The 18110-nt window shown below is 69.8% G+C and carries 15 protein-coding genes; 9 read left to right on the top strand and 6 right to left on the bottom strand.

Going from position 1 to position 18110, the window contains the following annotated elements; all coding sequences use genetic code 11:
- Positions 1-6 precede the first annotated feature (6 nt).
- Complete coding sequence (locus tag HEB94_RS39250) at positions 7-1197, top strand: aminotransferase class V-fold PLP-dependent enzyme (protein ID WP_202896786.1); 1191 nt, start codon at positions 7-9, stop codon at positions 1195-1197.
- Between the two features lie 19 nt (positions 1198-1216).
- On the opposite strand, the gene HEB94_RS39245 is transcribed toward HEB94_RS39250, so the two are convergent.
- Positions 1217-2380 (bottom strand): murein hydrolase activator EnvC family protein, encoded by a 1164-nt coding sequence (locus HEB94_RS39245; RefSeq protein WP_238361746.1) that lies wholly within the window; start codon positions 2378-2380, stop codon positions 1217-1219.
- Positions 2381-2850: 470 nt separating this feature from the next.
- Between HEB94_RS39245 and rpsB the strand changes: the two genes are divergently transcribed.
- The 6 genes from rpsB (at position 2851) to HEB94_RS39215 (ending at position 7872) form a co-directional block, all read left to right on the top strand.
- Complete coding sequence (rpsB, locus tag HEB94_RS39240) at positions 2851-3852, top strand: 30S ribosomal protein S2 (protein WP_192754527.1); 1002 nt, start codon at positions 2851-2853, stop codon at positions 3850-3852.
- Between the two features lie 68 nt (positions 3853-3920).
- Positions 3921-4742 (top strand): translation elongation factor Ts, encoded by an 822-nt coding sequence (gene tsf, locus HEB94_RS39235; protein ID WP_192754526.1) that lies wholly within the window; start codon positions 3921-3923, stop codon positions 4740-4742.
- A gap of 124 nt (positions 4743-4866) precedes the next feature.
- Positions 4867-5625, top strand: a complete 759-nt coding sequence (gene pyrH / locus HEB94_RS39230; protein ID WP_337918237.1) for a UMP kinase — start codon at positions 4867-4869, stop codon at positions 5623-5625.
- Between the two features lie 192 nt (positions 5626-5817).
- Positions 5818-6372 carry a ribosome recycling factor gene (gene frr, locus HEB94_RS39225; RefSeq protein ID WP_337918582.1) on the top strand — a complete coding sequence of 185 codons (555 nt, stop codon included), beginning with the start codon at positions 5818-5820 and terminating at the stop codon, positions 6370-6372.
- Positions 6373-6413: 41 nt separating this feature from the next.
- On the top strand, positions 6414-7298 hold the full coding sequence (locus tag HEB94_RS39220; RefSeq protein ID WP_337918236.1) for a phosphatidate cytidylyltransferase: 885 nt from the start codon (positions 6414-6416) through the stop codon (positions 7296-7298).
- Position 7299: 1 nt separating this feature from the next.
- Complete coding sequence (locus HEB94_RS39215; RefSeq protein WP_192754524.1) at positions 7300-7872, top strand: histidine phosphatase family protein; 573 nt, start codon at positions 7300-7302, stop codon at positions 7870-7872.
- A 114-nt stretch (positions 7873-7986) separates the two neighbouring features.
- On the opposite strand, the gene HEB94_RS39210 is transcribed toward HEB94_RS39215, so the two are convergent.
- From HEB94_RS39210 to HEB94_RS39200, 3 genes are all read right to left on the bottom strand, one after another.
- Positions 7987-9807, bottom strand: a complete 1821-nt coding sequence (locus tag HEB94_RS39210; RefSeq protein ID WP_192754523.1) for an ABC transporter ATP-binding protein — start codon at positions 9805-9807, stop codon at positions 7987-7989.
- Positions 9807-11729 carry an ATP-binding cassette domain-containing protein gene (locus HEB94_RS39205; protein ID WP_192754522.1) on the bottom strand — a complete coding sequence of 641 codons (1923 nt, stop codon included), beginning with the start codon at positions 11727-11729 and terminating at the stop codon, positions 9807-9809. The genes HEB94_RS39210 and HEB94_RS39205 overlap by 1 nt, the downstream gene beginning before the upstream one ends.
- 266 nt (positions 11730-11995) lie before the next feature.
- Entirely contained in the window at positions 11996-12418 is a 423-nt protein-coding gene (locus tag HEB94_RS39200) for a TIGR03668 family PPOX class F420-dependent oxidoreductase (RefSeq protein ID WP_192754521.1), read from the bottom strand.
- A 313-nt stretch (positions 12419-12731) separates the two neighbouring features.
- Between HEB94_RS39200 and rlmN the strand changes: the two genes are divergently transcribed.
- Positions 12732-13835 (top strand): dual-specificity RNA methyltransferase RlmN, encoded by a 1104-nt coding sequence (gene rlmN, locus HEB94_RS39195; protein WP_192754520.1) that lies wholly within the window; start codon positions 12732-12734, stop codon positions 13833-13835.
- 43 nt (positions 13836-13878) lie between these two features.
- On the opposite strand, the gene HEB94_RS39190 is transcribed toward rlmN, so the two are convergent.
- Positions 13879-16122 (bottom strand): outer membrane protein assembly factor BamB family protein, encoded by a 2244-nt coding sequence (locus tag HEB94_RS39190; protein ID WP_192754519.1) that lies wholly within the window; start codon positions 16120-16122, stop codon positions 13879-13881.
- A 151-nt stretch (positions 16123-16273) separates the two neighbouring features.
- Positions 16274-16825: a DUF6328 family protein gene (locus HEB94_RS39185; RefSeq protein ID WP_192754518.1), complete on the bottom strand. Its 552-nt coding sequence runs from the start codon at positions 16823-16825 to the stop codon at positions 16274-16276.
- A gap of 189 nt (positions 16826-17014) precedes the next feature.
- Between HEB94_RS39185 and HEB94_RS39180 the strand changes: the two genes are divergently transcribed.
- Complete coding sequence (locus tag HEB94_RS39180) at positions 17015-17941, top strand: C1 family peptidase (RefSeq protein ID WP_192754517.1); 927 nt, start codon at positions 17015-17017, stop codon at positions 17939-17941.
- The last annotated feature ends 169 nt before the right edge of the window (positions 17942-18110 follow it).

Here is an 18110-nt window from a genome sequence, read left to right as displayed (position 1 = left end):
CGGCGCGTGAGCAGGGACACGACTGAGCTGTCAGAGCAGGGCTGGGAAACCACCGACCTGGCGGACATTCGGGCCGAATGGGATCTCGACCAGGCCCGGGACCATCTCAACCACGGTTCGTTCGGCGCGGTACCCAGGACGGTGCGCCGTGCCCAGGCCAGGTGGCGTGAGTTGTCCGACGAGAACCCGATGAACTTCTACCGGGAGCTTCGCCCGCCGGGGGTCCGGGTCGCGCGTCAGGCCGCCACCCGCTTCCTCGGCGCCGAACCTGACTCCCTTGCCCTGGTCGCCAACGCCACCACCGGGGTCAGCACCGTGTTGGCGTCGTTCGCGCTTCGTCCAGGCGACGAGATCGTCCTCACCGACCACGCCTACGGCGCGGTGACCATGGCGGCCCGCAGGTTCGCGACCGCTGCCGGCGCACGTCTGATGATCGCGCAGGTCGACCTGGCGGCCTCGGATGAGGAGGTGGTGAGCGCCATCACGGCGGTGATGACGGACCGAACCCGGCTCCTCGTCGTCGACCACGTGACGTCGGCCACCGCTCGGCTCTTTCCCGTCCACATGATCGCCCAGGCCGCGAGGGATCGCGGGGTGGCGACTCTCGTCGACGGCGCTCACGCGCCAGGCATGCTGCCGGTGCGGGTCGACACGATCGGCGCCGACTTCTGGGTGGGTAACTTCCACAAGTGGGCCTTCGCCGCCCGCAGTGTCGCCGGGCTCTGGATCGCGCCGGCCTGGCAGGAGCGGATCCGTCCGCTGGTGGTGTCGTGGAACGAGGAGGAGAAGTTCCCGGGCGCGTTCGACAACCAGGGCACGGTCGACGACTCGGCCTGGCTGGCGCTGCCGGACGCTCTCGACTTCTTCGCCAGCCGCCAGCCGAAGCGACTGCGGGAGCACAACAACGCACTCGCCGCGTACGGCCAGCAGACGGTCGCGGCCGCGCTCGGCACAGATCTGACTGGCGTGGGTGGCGATCCGAGCCTCTCGATGCGGTTGGCTCCTCTGCCTGCGAGCGTCTCCGATCGCCAGGACGGTGCCCATGCTCTCTCCGAACGCATCGCGCGTGAGCTGAACGCCGAGGTGGCGATCACCAGGTGGCGGGATCGCGGCTTCGTGCGCCTGTCGGCGCAGCTCTACAACAGCGCCGACCAGTACGACCGGTTCGCCGCGGGGCTGGCCGCTCTCCTGCGCTGACTCTTTCGCGGCGCGACGGTCACGCCGCCCCTCGGAACCTCCGTCGCTCCGCCGCGAGATCGATCACCACCTCCTCGGTCCGGCCCTGACGAGGAGCACCCGGGCGGGAAGCACCTCTCGGTCGTGGTGGGTTGGGTAGGGGTGGGCCGGGCGGTCGAGGGGGCGGATCGGTCGGACTGGTGACGGAGCCGCTGCGCCGAATGAGAAAGCCGGCGACGACCGCACCGGCGATGGCGCCGGCCGCCGGAGCGCTGAAGGTCGTCAGCATGGTGGGAAGGCCGGCGGCCCGCCATGAGGGACCGCGTGAAGGTTCGTCCGTTCGGCTGGGCTCCGCCCCGCCACTGGCCGGCGTCGGGGGACTGCCCTCGGCGCCGGCGGGCGTCGGGACGTCGGTGGCTGGTGTGGCGCGTCCGCTGGCGGCAACGATCGAGCCCGTCACGGCGGAGTCCGAGCCCGTCACGGTGGAGTCCGAGCCGCTCGCCGCGGAGTCCGAGCCGCTCGGCGCGGCGACGTTGGCGCCGGGCCCGGGCGTGGCGCGGTCACCCGGGCCGTAGGACACGGCCGGCAGGGCGAGATCGGTGGTCGAGGCACTGCCGAGGGGCAACAGCCTCGGCGGTCCACCCCCGACGAGCGAGAGCGGATCGAGGTAGTCCGAACCACGGAGCAGGCCCCAGTGCAGACAGATCCTGGGAGCGCAGTGGCCTCCGGCAGCCTGCAACGTGCCGAGCACGGTGCCCGGGTTCACCGGGTCGCCCACCGCGACCGCGGCGGCGACGGGCTCGTAGGTGGTGCGGAGCTGGCCGTGCTGGACGGTGATCACCCCTCTGCCGGCGAGCAGCCCCGCGTAGGTGATCACACCGGCTCCCGCGGACCGTACCTGCTGGTCGACCGCGCCCAGCAGGTCGACGCCGCGGTGGCCCCGTGACCACGGCGAGTCGGGTGGGTCGAACGGCCGGACCACCTCCGGGCGAGGTGACAGCGGCCAGGTCCAGTGGGGCGGCGCCGCGGCCGCGACGCCGGCCGCCAGGAAGATCCCGAGGAACGCCATGGCCAGGACCGCGCCCCCTCGACAGCCGTCCGTGATGGAGCGGGCGCGGACGACGCGTGGTGGTCGCCGGGCGCGATGGGACGCGGTGGTCGAGGGCCGGTGAGACGGGGGAGGGGCGGGGTGGGAGATCGTCATGGAGGGATCGTTGACGGCGGAGGGTTCCGGTCGCCGAGACGGTGGTGGCGCTGTGGACGAAGACGCCAAAAGCGGCATTGTGGACGGAAACCTGCCGTAGGTGATCGACCCGGCGGTGGCTTCGATGCTGCCCATCGGCCGCAGCCCGGCGATCGAGTACACTTCAGCGGGCAATCCGTCTGTCCTCGCCTGCCCGGGCCACTCGAACGCGGCCTCTGGCAGGAGCCCTGGAGGCGACTACGGCCAGGCGAATTGTCGAACCACACAATCCGCGTCACCAATATCAAGGCACCACATTACGCACGCCCGCTTTCCATGTCGTCCAGGCGACGCGGGCACACCTCTCGGTCCCAGCGGGCAAGAGCCAGGCAGGGCAAGGGTGTGCGCGAGCGTCAGGGGCCCGGCCGCCCGGCCAGGCCACCGAACCGAGAGTGCACTCCCCAAGGGGGTGCAGAGGAGGACTTACGGCCATGGCCGTCGTCACGATGAGGCAGCTGCTCGAGAGCGGCGTTCACTTCGGTCACCAGACCCGGCGCTGGAACCCGAAGATGAAGCGCTACATCTTCACCGAGCGCAACGGCATCTACATCATCGACCTGCAGCAGTCGCTGTCGTACATCGACCGCGCCTACCAGTACGTCAAGGACACCGTCGCTCGCGGCGGCTCGGTGTTGTTCGTCGGCACCAAGAAGCAGGCGCAGGAAGCCATCGCGGAGCAGGCGACCCGGGTGGGGATGCCCTACGTCAACCAGCGCTGGCTGGGCGGCATGCTGACCAACTTCCAGACCGTCTACAAGCGGCTCCAGCGGCTCAAGGAGCTCGAGGAGCTCGACTTCGACGACGTGGCTGGCTCCGGAATGACCAAGAAGGAGCTCCTGCAGCTTCGCCGCGAGCGCGACAAGCTCGACCGCACCCTTGGCGGGATCCGTCGCATGCAGCGCCTCCCGAGCGCGGTGTGGATCGTCGACACGAAGAAGGAACACCTCGCGGTCGACGAGGCCAAGAAGCTCGGCATCCCCGTGATCGCCATCCTCGACACCAACTGCGACCCCGACGAGGTTGACTTCCCGATCCCGGGCAACGACGACGCGATCCGCTCCGTCGCGCTGCTCACGCGGATCATCTCCGACGCGGTGGCCGATGGTCTGATGTCCCGCGCCGGCGCCGGCGAGGAGCCCCAGGTGGGCGCCGAGCTCGGTGTGGAAGAGCCGCTTCCGGAGTGGGAGCGCGAGCTGCTCGCCCGTTCGGAGGCGGAAGGGGCCGGCGAGGCTGCCGCTGCCGCGCCGAGCGAGGCCGCTGCCGCGCAGGGTGAGGCCGCAGCGCCGAGCGAGGCCGCTGCCGCGCAGGGTGAGGCCGCAGCGCAGGGTGAGGCCGCAGCGCCGAGCGAGGCGCCCGCTGCCCCGGCCGAGAGCGCGAACGCTGACGAAGCCGCACCGGAGGCAGCTCCGGCGCAGACGGACGGCAACGCCTGAGCCCGGCCGACCCGGGCCGGGTACGACCACACACGCGACACTGACCAAGAGAGCGATCCACACACCAGATGAGCACCATCACTGCTGCTGACGTAAAGCGGCTCCGCGACGCCACCGGGGCCGGGATGATGGACTGCAAGAAGGCCCTTCAGGAAGCCGACGGCGACTTCGACCGTGCCGTCGAGGTGCTCCGGGTCAAGGGCGCGGCGAAGGCTGCGAAGCGTGGCGCCGAGCGCACCGCCGCCAACGGCATCGTCGTCGCCAAGGGCGGTGCGCTGGTCGAGCTCAACTGCGAGACCGACTTCGTGGCAAAGAACGAGCAGTACCAGGCCCTGGGCGCCGAGCTCGCCGCACTGGCGAGCGACAAGAAGGTCTCCAGCGGTCCGGACCTGCTCGCCGCCACTCTCCCCGACGGCCGTAGCGCGAGCGAGGCCATCGACGCGCTCGCCGCGGTGATCGGTGAGAAGCTCGCGATCGGTCGGGTCGCGGTCTTCGACGGGCAGACCACGGTCTACCTGCACCGTCGCGCCACGGACCTGCCGCCACAGGTCGGTGTCCTCGTCGCCTACGAAGGCGGTGACGAGGAGGCCGCGAAGAGCGCGGCGATGCAGGTCGCCGCGATGCGTCCGCAGTACGTCACCCGCGACGAGGTGCCGGCGGAGGTCCTCGCGAGCGAGCGTCGCATCGCCGAGGAGACCGCCCGCAACGAGGGTAAGCCGGAGCAGGCGCTCCCGCGCATCGTCGACGGGCGGGTCAACGGCTTCTTCAAGGACACCGTCCTCGTCGAGCAGCCCTCGGTCCACGACCAGCACAAGACCGTCGGTCAGGTGCTGAGCGAGGCCGGAGTCGCCGTGACGCGTTTCGCGCGGTTCGAGGTTGGCGAGTCCTAGGCTCGTCACGCCCTGAAGTCAGCTGGTAGGTGGATCGGGCGCGGAGACCGGGACCCCGGGACACTCGCAACCGCAGGTGGACAGGAGGCGGGATCGTGAAGGCCGTAACCGTGGAGGTAGGGCTGTGACGACCGAAACGATCCCGGCCTCGGCCGTGCACAGCGCGGACGTGAGGCCCTATCACCGGGTGCTGCTCAAGCTCTCCGGTGAGGTCTTCGGCGGTGGACGCCTCGGCGTCGACCCCAACGTGGTCGCGAGCATCGCCAAGCAGATCGCCGAAGTGGTCCGCGGTGGTGTGCAGGTTGCCGTCGTCGTTGGCGGCGGCAACTTCTTCCGGGGTGCCGAACTCCAGCAGCGAGGCATGGACCGCGCCCGGGCGGACTACATGGGCATGCTGGGCACGGTGATGAACTGCCTTGCCCTGCAGGACTTCCTCGAGAACGAGAACGTCGACACCCGGGTTCAGACGGCGATCACGATGGGTCAGATCGCCGAGCCCTACATCCCCCGGCGAGCGATGCGCCACCTGGAAAAGGGGCGTGTCGTGATCTTCGGCGCCGGGTCGGGCATGCCGTACTTCTCCACCGACACAGTCGCCGCGCAGCGTGCCCTCGAGGTCGGCGCGGAGGTTCTCCTGAAGGCGACGTCAGTCGACGGGGTCTATGACGCGGACCCCAAGAAGGTCCCCGAGGCGACCAAGTTCGAGCAGATCAGCTTCGGCGAGTGCCTGCGCCGGAGGCTGCGGGTCGCGGATGCGACGGCGTTCAGCCTGTGCATGGAGCACCGGTTGCCGATCATCGTGTTCAACCTCCTCGAGGACGGCAACATCGCCCGCGTCGTTCGGGGTGAGAGGATCGGAACGCTCGTCTCGGCCGACTCTTGACGAGGCCGCTCGGAGCGAAGTGAGTGGCGTGGGTAGCGACGCGGCGTACCTGCCGAGTTGCCCCCGATGCGAACGACGCGCCGAACGCTACGACAAGGCACCAACGAGCGCACCCGTGAGCGCAATCCTGCCGGAGCGCCCGAGCGGCCGGTGGCCGAGCAACCGAGGACGAAGGAGACCGCGACCGTGACCATCGACCAGACCCTCCGCGATGCGGAACAGAAGATGGGCAAGGCCGTTGACTTTGCCAAAGAGGAGTTCGCCTCGATTCGCACTGGCCGCGCTCATCCGGCCATGTTCGCGAAGATCCAGGCGGACTACTACGGCACGCCAACGCCCATCCAGCAGCTCGCGTCGTTCCAGATCCCCGAGGCGCGACTCGTGGTGATCTCGCCGTACGACAAGAACTCCATGTCGGGCATCGAGAAGGCCATCCGTGACTCCGATCTCGGCGTCAACCCGGCCAACGACGGTGCCGTGATCCGGATCGCGCTGCCCGAGCTCACCGAGGAGCGCCGCAAGGAGTACGTCAAGCTCGCTCGGCACAAGGCGGAGGAAGCCCGCGTCTCGGTGCGTAACGTGCGCCGGCACGCGAAGGAGACCCTGGACCGGCTGCAGCGGGACGGCGACGCTGGCGAGGACGACGTGGCCCGAGGCGAGAAGCATCTCGACTCGTTGACCCGAAAGTTCGTCGACCAGGTGGACGACGTGCTCAAGCACAAGGAAGAAGAAATCCTCGAGGTCTAGGTCGTGTCTGATCGGGTTCGCGACCTCGTAGGAAGTCGCTTGTGCAGGACATCGTGACGCCTTCTCCCGCGGGCGAGGACGAGCGCCCGGCCGAGGAAGAAGCGCCGCGTCGCCGTCGGCCCGGACGCAACCTCGCCGCCGCTGTCGTCGTCGGCCTGCTCATGGGCGCTGTCGTCATCGCGTCCCTCTTCATCGTCAAGGCCGTCTTCCTCGCCTTGGTGGTCGTGGCTGTCGGGGTGGCCGTCATCGAGCTTTCCCGTGCGCTACAGCCGGCCGGCGTGGGGCTTCCGCTGATCCCGCTGCTCGCCGGTGTGGTGGGCATGCTGGTCGGTGCTTACGTCGGGCAGACCCCCGCGCTGGTGGGCGCGCTCGGACTCACGACGCTCGTCGTGTGCGTCGGCAGGCTGCCCGGCGGCCGGGAAGGCTTCGTCCGCGACGTCACCGCCGGCGTGTTCGTCGCGCTCTACGTGCCGTTCCTCGCGTCGTTCGCGATGCTGATGCTGCGGCAGGAGGACGGTCCGTTCCGGGTCGTGCTCTTCGTCGCCGTCACCGTGGCGAGTGACGTGGGCGGCTACGTCGCCGGCGTGCTCTTCGGGCGGCACCGGCTCGCCCCCTCGATCAGCCCGGGGAAGACCTGGGAGGGCGTCGCCGGTTCCACGTTGTTCTGTCTGGCGGTCGGCGTGGCCGGCGTCATGATCCTCCTGCACGGCACCTGGTGGGCGGGCCTGATCCTCGGCATCGCCGCGACCGTGACCGCGACTCTGGGCGACCTGGTGGAGTCCATGCTCAAACGCGACATCGGCATCAAGGACATGGGCAGCCTGCTGCCGGGACACGGCGGCGTGATGGACCGGCTCGACTCGCTGCTGCCCACCGCGCTGGTGAGCTGGTTGGTCCTGAGCCTGCTCGTACCGGTGGTGACCTGACATGGCGACGACGATGCACCTGGTTCGACACGGCCGAGTGGTGCCCGAGCCTGCTCGACCCGCCGCGGAGTGGACCCTGCACCCAGATGCCGGGCCTGAACTGGCGGCCCTACGGGAGTCTGGACTCCTTCCCGCCCGGGCACGATGGTTCTCCTCGCCCGAGCCGAAGGCGTTCGGGACCGCCCGCGCTCTCACCGGTACGGCCATCGGTTTCGTGGACGGCCTGCGAGAGATGACCCGTCCGGCGCAACCCTGGCTTGGCGCGGACGCGTGGTCGGCGCTGGTCCGCCGCTCGGTCGACGAGCCGGACGTCCCGGCCGCGCCGGGATGGGAGAGCGCCGCGGCCACTTCGCAGCGGGTGGTCGGCGCAGTCCGACGCATCCTCGACAGCTGTCCAGACGACGACGTGGTGTTGGTCGGGCACGGCACGGCCTGGACGCTCGTCGTCGCGGCGTTGACCGCACAGCCGCCCGACCTCGATGCCTGGGAGCGGCTGCGGACGCCGGATCACTGCGCGCTCGAGGTCACTGAGGAGACCTCACGAGTCGTTTCCCGATGGGGCGGGCAGGCCTGATCACCGGAGACGGTCCTGTCTCCGCAGATGTCACCCAACCTCTGGTAGCGACGACGCTGCCGTCGCGACGACGCCGCCGTGACAACGACGACGCCGCTGTGGACGCGAGGCCTGCTAGGCGGTGACGGGGACGAAACCGGTGCCAGGCCGGTAGTTGGGCGACTGGTGCCGGAAGTAGGTGTTGTAGACATCGCAGTACTGGCCGCCCTGGCGCATCAGGGTCGCGTGGTCGCCTTCCTCGACGATGCGCCCGTCGCGCAGGACGACGATGCGGTCCGCGTGCTGAATGGTCGAGAGCCGGTGCGCGATCACGATGGACGTCCGGCCCTCGAGCACGACGTCGAGCCCCTCCTGGATCTGAGCTTCGGTCAGGGGGTCGACGCTGGCCGTCGCCTCGTCGAGGATGACGATCGCGGGGTCCTGGATCAACAGCCTGGCGAGCGCGACGAGTTGACGCTGTCCCATGGACAGGGAGTGGCCGTGCTCGCCGACCTCGGTCATGAGGCCGCCGGGGAGGGCCTGGAGCCAGTCGCCGTTGCCGATGTGCCGGGCCGCCTGCAGGATCTCCTCGTCGCTCGCCTCTGGACGGGGGTAACGGATGTTGTCGGCGACCGTTCCGGAGAAGAGGAACGGAACCTGCGGGACGGCTCCGAGTTGCCGGCGGTAGTCGTGCAGGTCGAGTGAGCGGATGTCACGCCCGTCGAGGTAGATGTGACCACCCTGGAACTCGTAGAACCTGGTGATCAGCTTGCCCAGCGTCGACTTGCCGGCGCCGGTGTGACCGACCAGGGCGATCATCTCCCCAGCCCGGATGTTCATGGAGAAGTGGTCGAGGACGTGGTGAGTCGGCACGTAGCCGAAGGTCACGTCACGGAACTCGATCTCGCCGGTGAGTCGACCCACCGGCTGCGGGTCGGTCTGCAGCACTCGCGGCGTCGCGTCGATCAGGGCGAAGACCCGCTCCGCGGCCGCGAGCCCCTGCTGGAACTGCGACCAGAAGGACGCGATGCTCGTGAGCGGGAACCAGAACAGCGCGACGGCCTGCAGGAAGAGGTACCAGTCACCGGCAGAGACGTCACCGCCGAGCACGCCGCGGCCGCCGACCAGCACCAGCAGCACGGTGCCGAGTCCGGCCACCAGGAACAGCAGCGGGAAGATCGCGCCGAAGACCATGCCCTGGCGTACGGTCACGCCGTAGTTCTGCATGTTGATCGGCCGGAACTCGTCGTAGATGGTCTGTTCCTGGCGGAAGTTCTTGGCGACCGCGATGCCGCCCATCGTCTCCTGGACGTTGGCGTTGACCCGGGCGAGTGAACGCTGGGCCCGTCGGGTCGTGTCGCGGGCGATCCGGCGGAACGCGAGTGCGAGCGCGACGACGAGCGGGGTGACAGCCAGCGTCAGCAGGGCGAGGCCGACGTCGCGGGAGAACAACAGTCCGGTGATGACACCCACCAGCAGGAGTTGGCTGAGCAGGTTCATCGTCAGCGTGACGACGTTGGCGAAGTCGTCGGTGTCGGAGGTGACGCGGCTGACGATCTTTCCGGAGGGGTTCTCGTCGTAGAAGGACAGGTCGCGGTCGAGGATCGCCGAGAACGCGTCCTCCCGCAGGGTCAGGACCACGTCCCCGACGACGCGCGCGCTGTAGATCTGCCGGACGAAGTTGGTGACCCACGCGAGTACGCCGGAGAGCAGGATGAGCGCGACCAGAACGCCGATGAAGACTCCCGCGTCGTCGGCGACGACCCGGTCCAGGCCCCAGCTGATGACGACCGGGAGCACCGCCTGCAGCAGCGAGGTGAGGACGAGCATCGCCGCGACGACGGACATCGCGCCCAGTTTGGGCCGGAAGTATCGAAGGATGCGGCGGAGAAGATCACGGTCGGAGTAGGTGCGGTCGTAGTCTTCGGCCGAGAGGCCGTCCATCAGGAAACCCATCAGACTTCCTCACCGTCGTAGGCCGGCCCGGACGTTGGCCACTGCTCCTCCACGAGCGGGCTGCCCGGTATCGGGGAACGAGCGGGCGTCTCGGATGCTCGTGCGGCGGACTCACCGGAGTGCGCGAGCGCGCCGACCGGTTCGGGGTGGGCGACCTCGTCGTAGTGGGCGAAGATCCGGCGGTAGAGCGCGCAGCGCTCCAGGAGTTCGTCGTGGGTGCCCTGGTCGACGAGCCTCCCACCCTGGATGAGCAGCACCTTGTCGGCCCAGCGAATCTGGGAGAGCCGGTGGGTGATGAGCAGGGTCGTCCGTCCCTCGAGGATCCGCCGGATCGCCCGCTGGATCTCGTCCTCGGTGGCGCTGTCGATCGCGCTCGTCGAGTCGTCGAGGATCAGCACGCTCGGATCGGTGAGTAGGGCCCGGGCGATCGCCAGTCGCTGGCGCTGGCCACCGGACAACGTGACGCCGCGCTCGCCGATCACGGTGTCGTAGCCGTCCTCCAGCTCCTCGATGAAGTGGTGCGCCTGCGCGTCCTTCGCGGCCCGCACCACGTCGTCGCGGTCGGCACGCTGGCCGAGGCTGAAGGCGATGTTCTCGGCGATCGGCCGGGAGAAGAGCACGATGTCCTGCTCGATGGTGGAAATCTGCGAGCGGAGGGAGTCGAGGTTCCAGTCACGGAGGTCGACCCCGTCGATCAACACCCGTCCCTCGTCGGCGTCGTAGATCCGGTTGACCAGCTTGGTGAGCGTGCTCTTGCCCGAACCGGTCTCGCCGACGATCGCGATCGTCTGTCCCGGCTCGGCCCGGAAGGAGAGGTCGCGGATGACCGGCTGGTCGCCGTAGCCGAACGAGACCCTGTCGAAGACGATCTCGCCCCGCATCGTGGCCTGGTGTCCCTCGGTGTTCTGGTCGAGCTCGGTCTCCTCCTCGATCAGCGTGAGGATGCGGCGTGCGCTGACGATGCCGATCTGGACCAGTGAGAAGGAGAAGATCGAGATACCGGTCGGGAAGCCGAGCAGGCCCATCAGGCCGAGGTAGGCAACGAGGTCGCCGAAGGAGATGTCGCCCGCGCGGTAGAGCACCAGCCCGTGCAGGAGCGCGCCGCCCGTCGCCACCGCCAGCAGGAGGGTGGGAAGGTAGCGGGCCTGGATGGCACCCTGCTTCACGAACGAGTCGCGGTAGCGGCGGGCGTTGGTCTCGAAGCGTCGCCGCTCCTGCTCCTCCTGGGCGGTCACCTTGACCACCTCGATCCCGCGGACGGCTTCACTGAGCCCGGCGTTCAGGTTTCCGAACTGGTCGCGCATCGCGGTCGAGACCGGGTTGAGCTGGCGCATGTAGTGGCGGATCGCGAGGTAGAACGCCACCGCGAACAGCAACGGCGCCACCAGCAGGCGCGGGTCGATGAAGGCGATGAAGATGATCGGGACGATGCCCTGCAGCATCGAGTCGACGATCAGGTCGAGGCCGGGCGAGATCATCGTGCTGAGCTGGCGTACGTCGTTGGCCGCCCGGGCCATCAGGTCACCGACGCGTTGCCGGTTGTGGAACGTCTGGCTCTTGCCGAGCAGGCTGGTGTAGAGCTCGTCGCGGGCGTCCCGCTCCATCCGCTTGGCCAGCACCTCGACGGACAGGCGCGCGATCAGGTCGAAGACGCCGCGCGTCAGCACGATCACGAGGAGCAGCACCGCGATGGCGACGAGTTTGCCGCGGCCTTCGTCACCGCCGGCGATGACCGCGTCGAAGGCGTCACCGGTGAGCCCGGGGATCGTGGAGTTGAGCACGACCATGACGAGTGCGCTGAGGACGAAGCCGGCCGCGTAGAGGGGATGCCGCAGTGGGTGGGAGATGATCCACCGGACCGGGCTACGGCGGTCGGACCGTCGCTGGCCGGCGACGGTGAACTCCGATCTGATCGTGGCCACGGGAACAACCTCCGACAGGGATACGGGGGATGAGTGGTCGCACGATCGTGTCCGGTGCCGGCTCCGCGCGTGAGACGAGGATGTTCTAGCACGATTGGACGGCTAACCGCCATTGCTATTTCGCGGAAGATTGACCTGTCGGTGGTCGCTGATAATGTGCCCGACGCGCAATAGTGTGCGCTCCCGCCACGCGGCCGGAATTCGTCGGCCCACCCGAATTCGGGCCGATGCCGAGCCCTCGCTCAACCCTGGCGTCGAGCCTTCGCTCAGCCGCTGTAGGACCAGCCGCTCCAGCGGTCGACGTCGACGCGGATCACCGGCCCTGCCGGCGGCTCCGCGGCGTACTGCGGATACTTCGCCCTCAGCCACTCCAGCGGCTCGGCGCGGTCCTCGGGACGGGTGAGGACGCGCGCCTGTCCGTCCGCCCGCGCCCACCACAGCCGGGTCCAGTCGCGGTCGTCGTACTCGTCGGCGAGCAGGCTCACCTGTGGGTTTTCCGTGACCACGCGGAGCCGGTGCAGGCGCGAGGTGGTCTTCGGCTTCTGGTCGACCGCTGTGACGACGACGTCGCCGACCGCCGCGAACGTCACCACGACGACGTGCGGCCGGCCGTCGCGATCGGCCATCGCCAGAGCCGCGGTCCGGCTCTGCCCGAACCGTCGGCGGGCCTCGTCGGAGGTCAGTCGCACCCGCACCCACCGCTTCGGGGGTGGACCGCGGCGCCACCGGCCGGGGAGTGCCCGTCGAGCGCTTCACCCGGACCCCCACACGGACCTTCACGCGGGCCATCAGGCCCATTCATTGGCGCGTGCATGGCCGGAGCGTATCGCCCCGATGACGATGCGCCTCCGAAGGTTCGGAATTCCTGGGTGAGCGGTTGCTCGAATTTCTCGCCGCCGCGCGATATCGGTACGGAATTCGCCGGAATTCGTTTGTGCGGGACGCCCGGCGGGGGAGCCGTCAGGTGATCGATCCCGCCGCCGTGTGACACTGGGAGTCGCCATGTCTGCTCCCGTTGATCTCGTCTTCGCCGCCCCGCGCCGCGGAAAGCCTCCCCGCCACCTCGCCGACCTGTCGTCGGACGAACGCCGGGAGGCGCTCGTCGCCCTGGGTGAGCCCGCCTACCGCGCGCGTCAGCTGTCCACCCACTACTTCGGGCGATACCTCGACGACACCGCCGAGATGACCGATCTGCCCCAGGCGAGCCGGGACCGAATCGGCGACGGGCTCTTCCCGCCTCTGCTCACCCCGGTCCGCACCCTGACCGCCGACGGGGGAGCCACCGTCAAGACGGTCTGGCGCCTGTTCGACGGGGCGCTGGTGGAGAGCGTGCTGATGCGCTACCCCGGTCGGGTGACCATGTGCGTCTCCAGCCAGGCCGGGTGCGGGATGGCGTGCCCGTTCTGCGCGACCGGTCAGGCCGGGCTCACCCGCAACCTCTCCGCCGCCGAGATCGTCGGCCAGGTCGTCGCGGGTTCACGGTTGCTCGCGAGCGGCGAGGTGGCCGGCGGTCCCGGCCGGATCTCCAACGTCGTCTTCATGGGCATGGGTGAGCCGCTCGCCAACTACCGCACGGTGATTTCCGCCGTACGCCGTCTCACCGATCCGGTGCCCGACGGCCTCGGCATGTCCCAGCGGGGCGTCACCGTCTCGACGGTCGGGCTCGTGCCCCGGATCCGGCAGCTCACCGAGGAGGGCCTGTCGGTGACGCTCGCGTTGTCCCTGCACGCGCCCGACGACGAACTGCGCGACGAGCTGGTGCCGGTCAACACCAGGTGGAAGGTCGCCGAGGTGCTGGACGCCGCCTGGGCGTACGCCGAGCAGACCAAACGCCGGGTCTCGATCGAGTACGCCCTGATCCGCGACATCAACGACCAGGCCTGGCGGGCCGACCTGCTGGGAGAGAAGCTGGCCGGCCACCTCGTCCACGTCAACCTCATCCCGCTGAACCCCACACCGGGCTCGAAGTGGACCGCGTCCCGGCCGGAGGACGAGCGGGAGTTCGTCCGCCGGCTCGAGGCGCACGGCGTACCCGTCACCGTCCGCGACACCCGTGGGCAGGAGATCGACGGGGCCTGCGGTCAGCTCGCGGCGAAGGAAGCCTGAGCACGACCGCACCGCCCGCGCGTCCTGGGCATGCTCCGGCGCGTCACGGGAGGTCGATGCCGCGCAGCCGTCCGTCCTGGTCGCCGGTGACGAGCACACCGTCCACGAGGACGGGAGTGCTGAACGTGTTGGCCGGGCCGAGCTGGCGCCGATGCAGGACCGTTCCGGTGGCGACGTCGACGCCGGCCAGGAGTCCGGTGGCGGTGACGATCCACATTGTCTCGCCCGAGCGGACCGGACCGGCGTTGAACGCCCGGGTGCCGACCTCCGACTTCCACACCGCCACACCCGTGGCCGGGTCGACGAGTTGCAGGCGTCCGAACTCGTCGGTCAGGAGGACGCCCCCAGCACCGGCCGCGCTGCCCTCCACCACGAGCGACGGCGTGTACATGCAGCTGGCCGCGACGCTCCAGCGGCGCTGCCCCGAGGCGCGGTCCAGCGCGACGGTGGCGGAGACCGTCGCGACGAGCACGGCGCCGCCCGGCAGGAGTTCGATCACGTCGTCCCACGGGCCGTAGAGAAGACGCCCGTAGGGATCCTGGCGGGTGGTCGCGTCGTACGTCCACAGCGGTGTGCCCGTCGCGGCGTCGAACGCGTAGGCGTTGCCGTCACCCGCGCCGACGTAGACGCGCTCGCCGTCACAGGCCGCCCGGCCCGCGAAGAAGCCCCGCAGATCGCTGGACCAACGCCGCGCGCCGGTGCCCGCGTCGACGGCGTACAGGGTACGGCCGGCCGAGAAGATCACCGTCGCCACGCCCTGGACCGAGGTGACCAGTGGTGTGCTCAGGACCGGGTCGGAGGCCTCGAAGCGCCAGCGTCGCCGGCCGTCTCGTGCGCGCAGGGCGTACAGGTGATGGTCGGCTGAGGGGATGTAGAGCGTCCCGCCCTCGGCGTCGAACGCCGCGCCACGGTGAACCGCGCCCGTCCGCGCCTGCCAGACGACCGTGCGGCCGTTCGCGTGCGGCCGGAACGCCTCCACCGCGCCGGTCGTGGTGGCGGCGACGACCAGCTCGCCGTGGTGGGCGAGTGCGCCCTGGACGCTTCCCGGCAGGTCGGCGTGCCATCCTTCCCGGGGTGCGGCCGGGTCACCCGCGGGGATCGTGAACGGCTCCGTCACGTCGAACTGCGCCCCGCCCGTCCCGACGACCCGCACCTGCAGTCGGTGCGTGCCCGCCGCGAGTGCCCCGACGTCCACGGTCCCCGACCAGTCGCGGCCGGAGCGGGCGAGGTCGACCCAGGTTCCCGCCGACCCGCCGCCGAAGACCTGCTGTGGGTAGACCTGGGCCCGCATGGCGGTGGCGGCGTCTGGTGCCGGCAGGCGGATGGCGACGCCCGCCGCCCCGCCGGCAGGCGGGCTCACCTCGACGTACCGGGGCCGCAGGTCGTGGGCGGCTGGGTCCTTGCCCAGCGGGATAGTGGTGAGCTCGCGTCGGGTGTCGGAGCCGTCGGCGGCGACCGCGACGGCGGAGACGCGCAGGACGTCGTGGCCGACGTCGCCGGTCCGCTCGGCCCAGTAGTAGAAGGAGCCGTTGCGCACCGCGTTGGCGGCCACCTGGGTGAGGCCGTTGGTCCGGACGACCTGCTCACGGTGGATGTGTCCGGCGAAGATCGCCCGGACCGGCAGGTCGGCGATGGTCTCGAAGAAGGCGTCCTGGTCGTTCACGTAGTAGTGCTCGGCCCAGAACGGGTAGTGCAGGAAGAGCACGCTCGGACCAGCCCGGCGAAGGTCGCGGGCAAGCCAGTCGAGGTGCTCACGGCCGAAGTGCCCCGGCTCCTGCAACAGCTGGGTCGGGTCGAGTCCGACCACGTGCAGCCCGGCGGCGTCGAAGGAGTACGGCGTCGGTCCGAACAGCCGGTGGTAGAGCTCGGCGCCGTGGACGTCCCACCGGACCTCGTGGTTGCCGGGGACGTGGTGCAGCCTGTCGCGCAGGCCCGCCGGGATCGTCGACAGGTAGGCGTCGAAGTCGTCGTCGCCGCCGTAGTCGGTGATGTCGCCGCAGTTCAGGACGAACGTCGGCGCGGCCCGCTCGATCGAGGCGAACGTACGCCGGAGCACGTCCAGCCGGGAGCTCTCCAACGCGTTCGCGTGGGTGTCGGTGAGGACGGCGAACGACAGCGGCCGGGTGGGTTCGGGGTCGTCGGCGGCGGGCGCGCCGAGTGGAGCGGCCCAGGCCGACCCTGGCGCGGCCAGGCTCGCCGCCCCGCCGAGCGCACCGGCGGCACCGGCGATCGTGAGGAACCGTCTCCGGTCGAGTGCGGGCGAAGTCATCAGCGACCCCCGTGTCATCGCTTGTCCTCCGAAGAACCAGCTGGTTCCCGGGGAAACTAGCGCCTCGCGCGTGCACGTGGGCGGGTGTGCGATGAACACGCCCGATCCGGTCGGTGAAGGCCCGGCGTGCGGACCGTGGCCGATTCGCCGTGTCGGGAGGGCGTGGTGTTCAGGCGGGCGGGTTGGAGTCCCTGCCCTTCGTGCTGTGGGCCTCGCGCTCGCGAGCGAGGGTCTGTAGCCGCCGCAGCGGGACGACGTACCAGAGCACGGCGAAGAACACCGCGACTCCGGCGGTGACGATACTGGCGCCGAGCAGCCCGAAGACCGCGTCCAGGACGAGCAGGACCGCGCTGATGATGGCCAGGAACAACGCCAACATCCCGGCCCGCGCGAAACGGTTCGACACCCGCACGATCTCAGGTTTCACACCCTTGGCGAACAACGCCCGGTGATAGGCCACCGGCGCCATCAACAACGCCGCCGCCGCACAACACAATGCCAGCGCGACGACATAGGTCACCCGAGCGAACGTGCTCGGATCGGCGAAACGAGCCTGCACCGCCAGGATCAACAAGAAACCGAACAGGAACTGCACCCCGGTCTGCAACACCCGCAACTCCGAGATCAACTCGGCGAAGTTGCGATCGGCACGCTGCACCGGCGACTCACCCGGACGCGCCGGCCTGTGCTCGTCACCGCCGCCGACTCTGGGGAACTCCATAGCCGCATCATGCCGGGATGGCGCGAGCGACCACGGATCGACCCGCGTCGACCCTGAGCGTCGACCTTGGGCTCCGACCTTGACTGCGGCGTCGCGCGCGAGTTCCCTGACGGCAGCGGACGATGCCTGGAGGAGCGCCGGCGACCAGCCGGCGACCCGTCGCTTCCGCGACCACGCGCGAGGTGCGGAATGGACAAGATCGTGCTGCCCGGTCGTTCCGGCCCGACGGGGATGGGCTGGCTCCCCGACCGCCCCGACATCCGCGACCTGACGAGCAGGTCGGTCCAGGTCGTCGACCGGTTGCGTGCCTCCGCCTCGAGCAGTCTGCGCGACCTGGCCGTGCGCACGACCTCGCCGGGCGACAGCGCCGCGGACCTTCCCTCGAGCGTCGACCTGCGGGAGTGGTGCTCGCCGATCGAGGACCAGGGTGCGTTGGGGTCCTGCACCGCACACGCCGGCTGCGGCATTGTGGAGTACTACCAGCGGCGCACGAACGGCCGGTACGTCGACCTGTCCCGGCGCTTCCTCTACAAGGTCACGCGCGACTACCTCGGCCTGCGCGGCGACACCGGCGCCTACCTGCGCTCCACCATGGGGGCGCTGGCGTTGTTCGGGGCGCCGCCGGAGAAGTACTGGACCTACGACGTCGAGGCGTTCGACGAGGACCCGCCGGCGTTCGTCTTCGCGTTCGCCCAGAGCTACCAGGCGCTCGAGTACTTCCGCCTGGACGCGCCCGGCTCGACCGGCACGGAGGTGCTCGCCGAGGTGAAAAGCCACCTGGCGGCGGGCATCCCGGCGATGTTCGGCTTCACGGTCTACGCCTCGATCCAGACACCCACCCAGCCCGGCGACATCCCCTTCCCGAGTCCGAGGGAGAACGTCCTCGGCGGCCACGCGGTGGCGGCGGTCGGCTACGACGACGAGCGAGAGGTACGGAGCCCGACCGACGGATCCACCCGGCGCGGAGCGTTCCTGGTCCGCAACTCCTGGGGCGAGTCGTGGGGGGAGGGCGGCTACGGCTGGATGCCGTACGACTACGCGCGGGAGGAGATCGCCGAGGACTGGTGGGCGCTCACCCAGGCGGAGATCTTCGAGTCGGGGGCGTTCGACGAGTGAGCCGCGCGGGCCGGCCGTGTCGGGCCGGGTCCGGCTCGCTCTGGCCGGTACGCCTTTTTCGACACCTTTCGACACCTTTCGACACCTTTCGACACCGTTCGACGTCCCATTCACGACGTACGACCCCTCTGCTCGGTCGGCCCGGTACGCGCCGATGACGACCGGATGA

It is taken from the genome of Actinopolymorpha pittospori, assembly GCF_014873875.1.
In the GTDB taxonomy this organism is placed as follows: Bacteria; Actinomycetota; Actinomycetes; order Propionibacteriales; family Actinopolymorphaceae; genus Actinopolymorpha; species Actinopolymorpha pittospori.
Note: the sequence above shows the minus strand (reverse complement) of the source record. Positions and strands in the feature narration are given on the sequence as shown.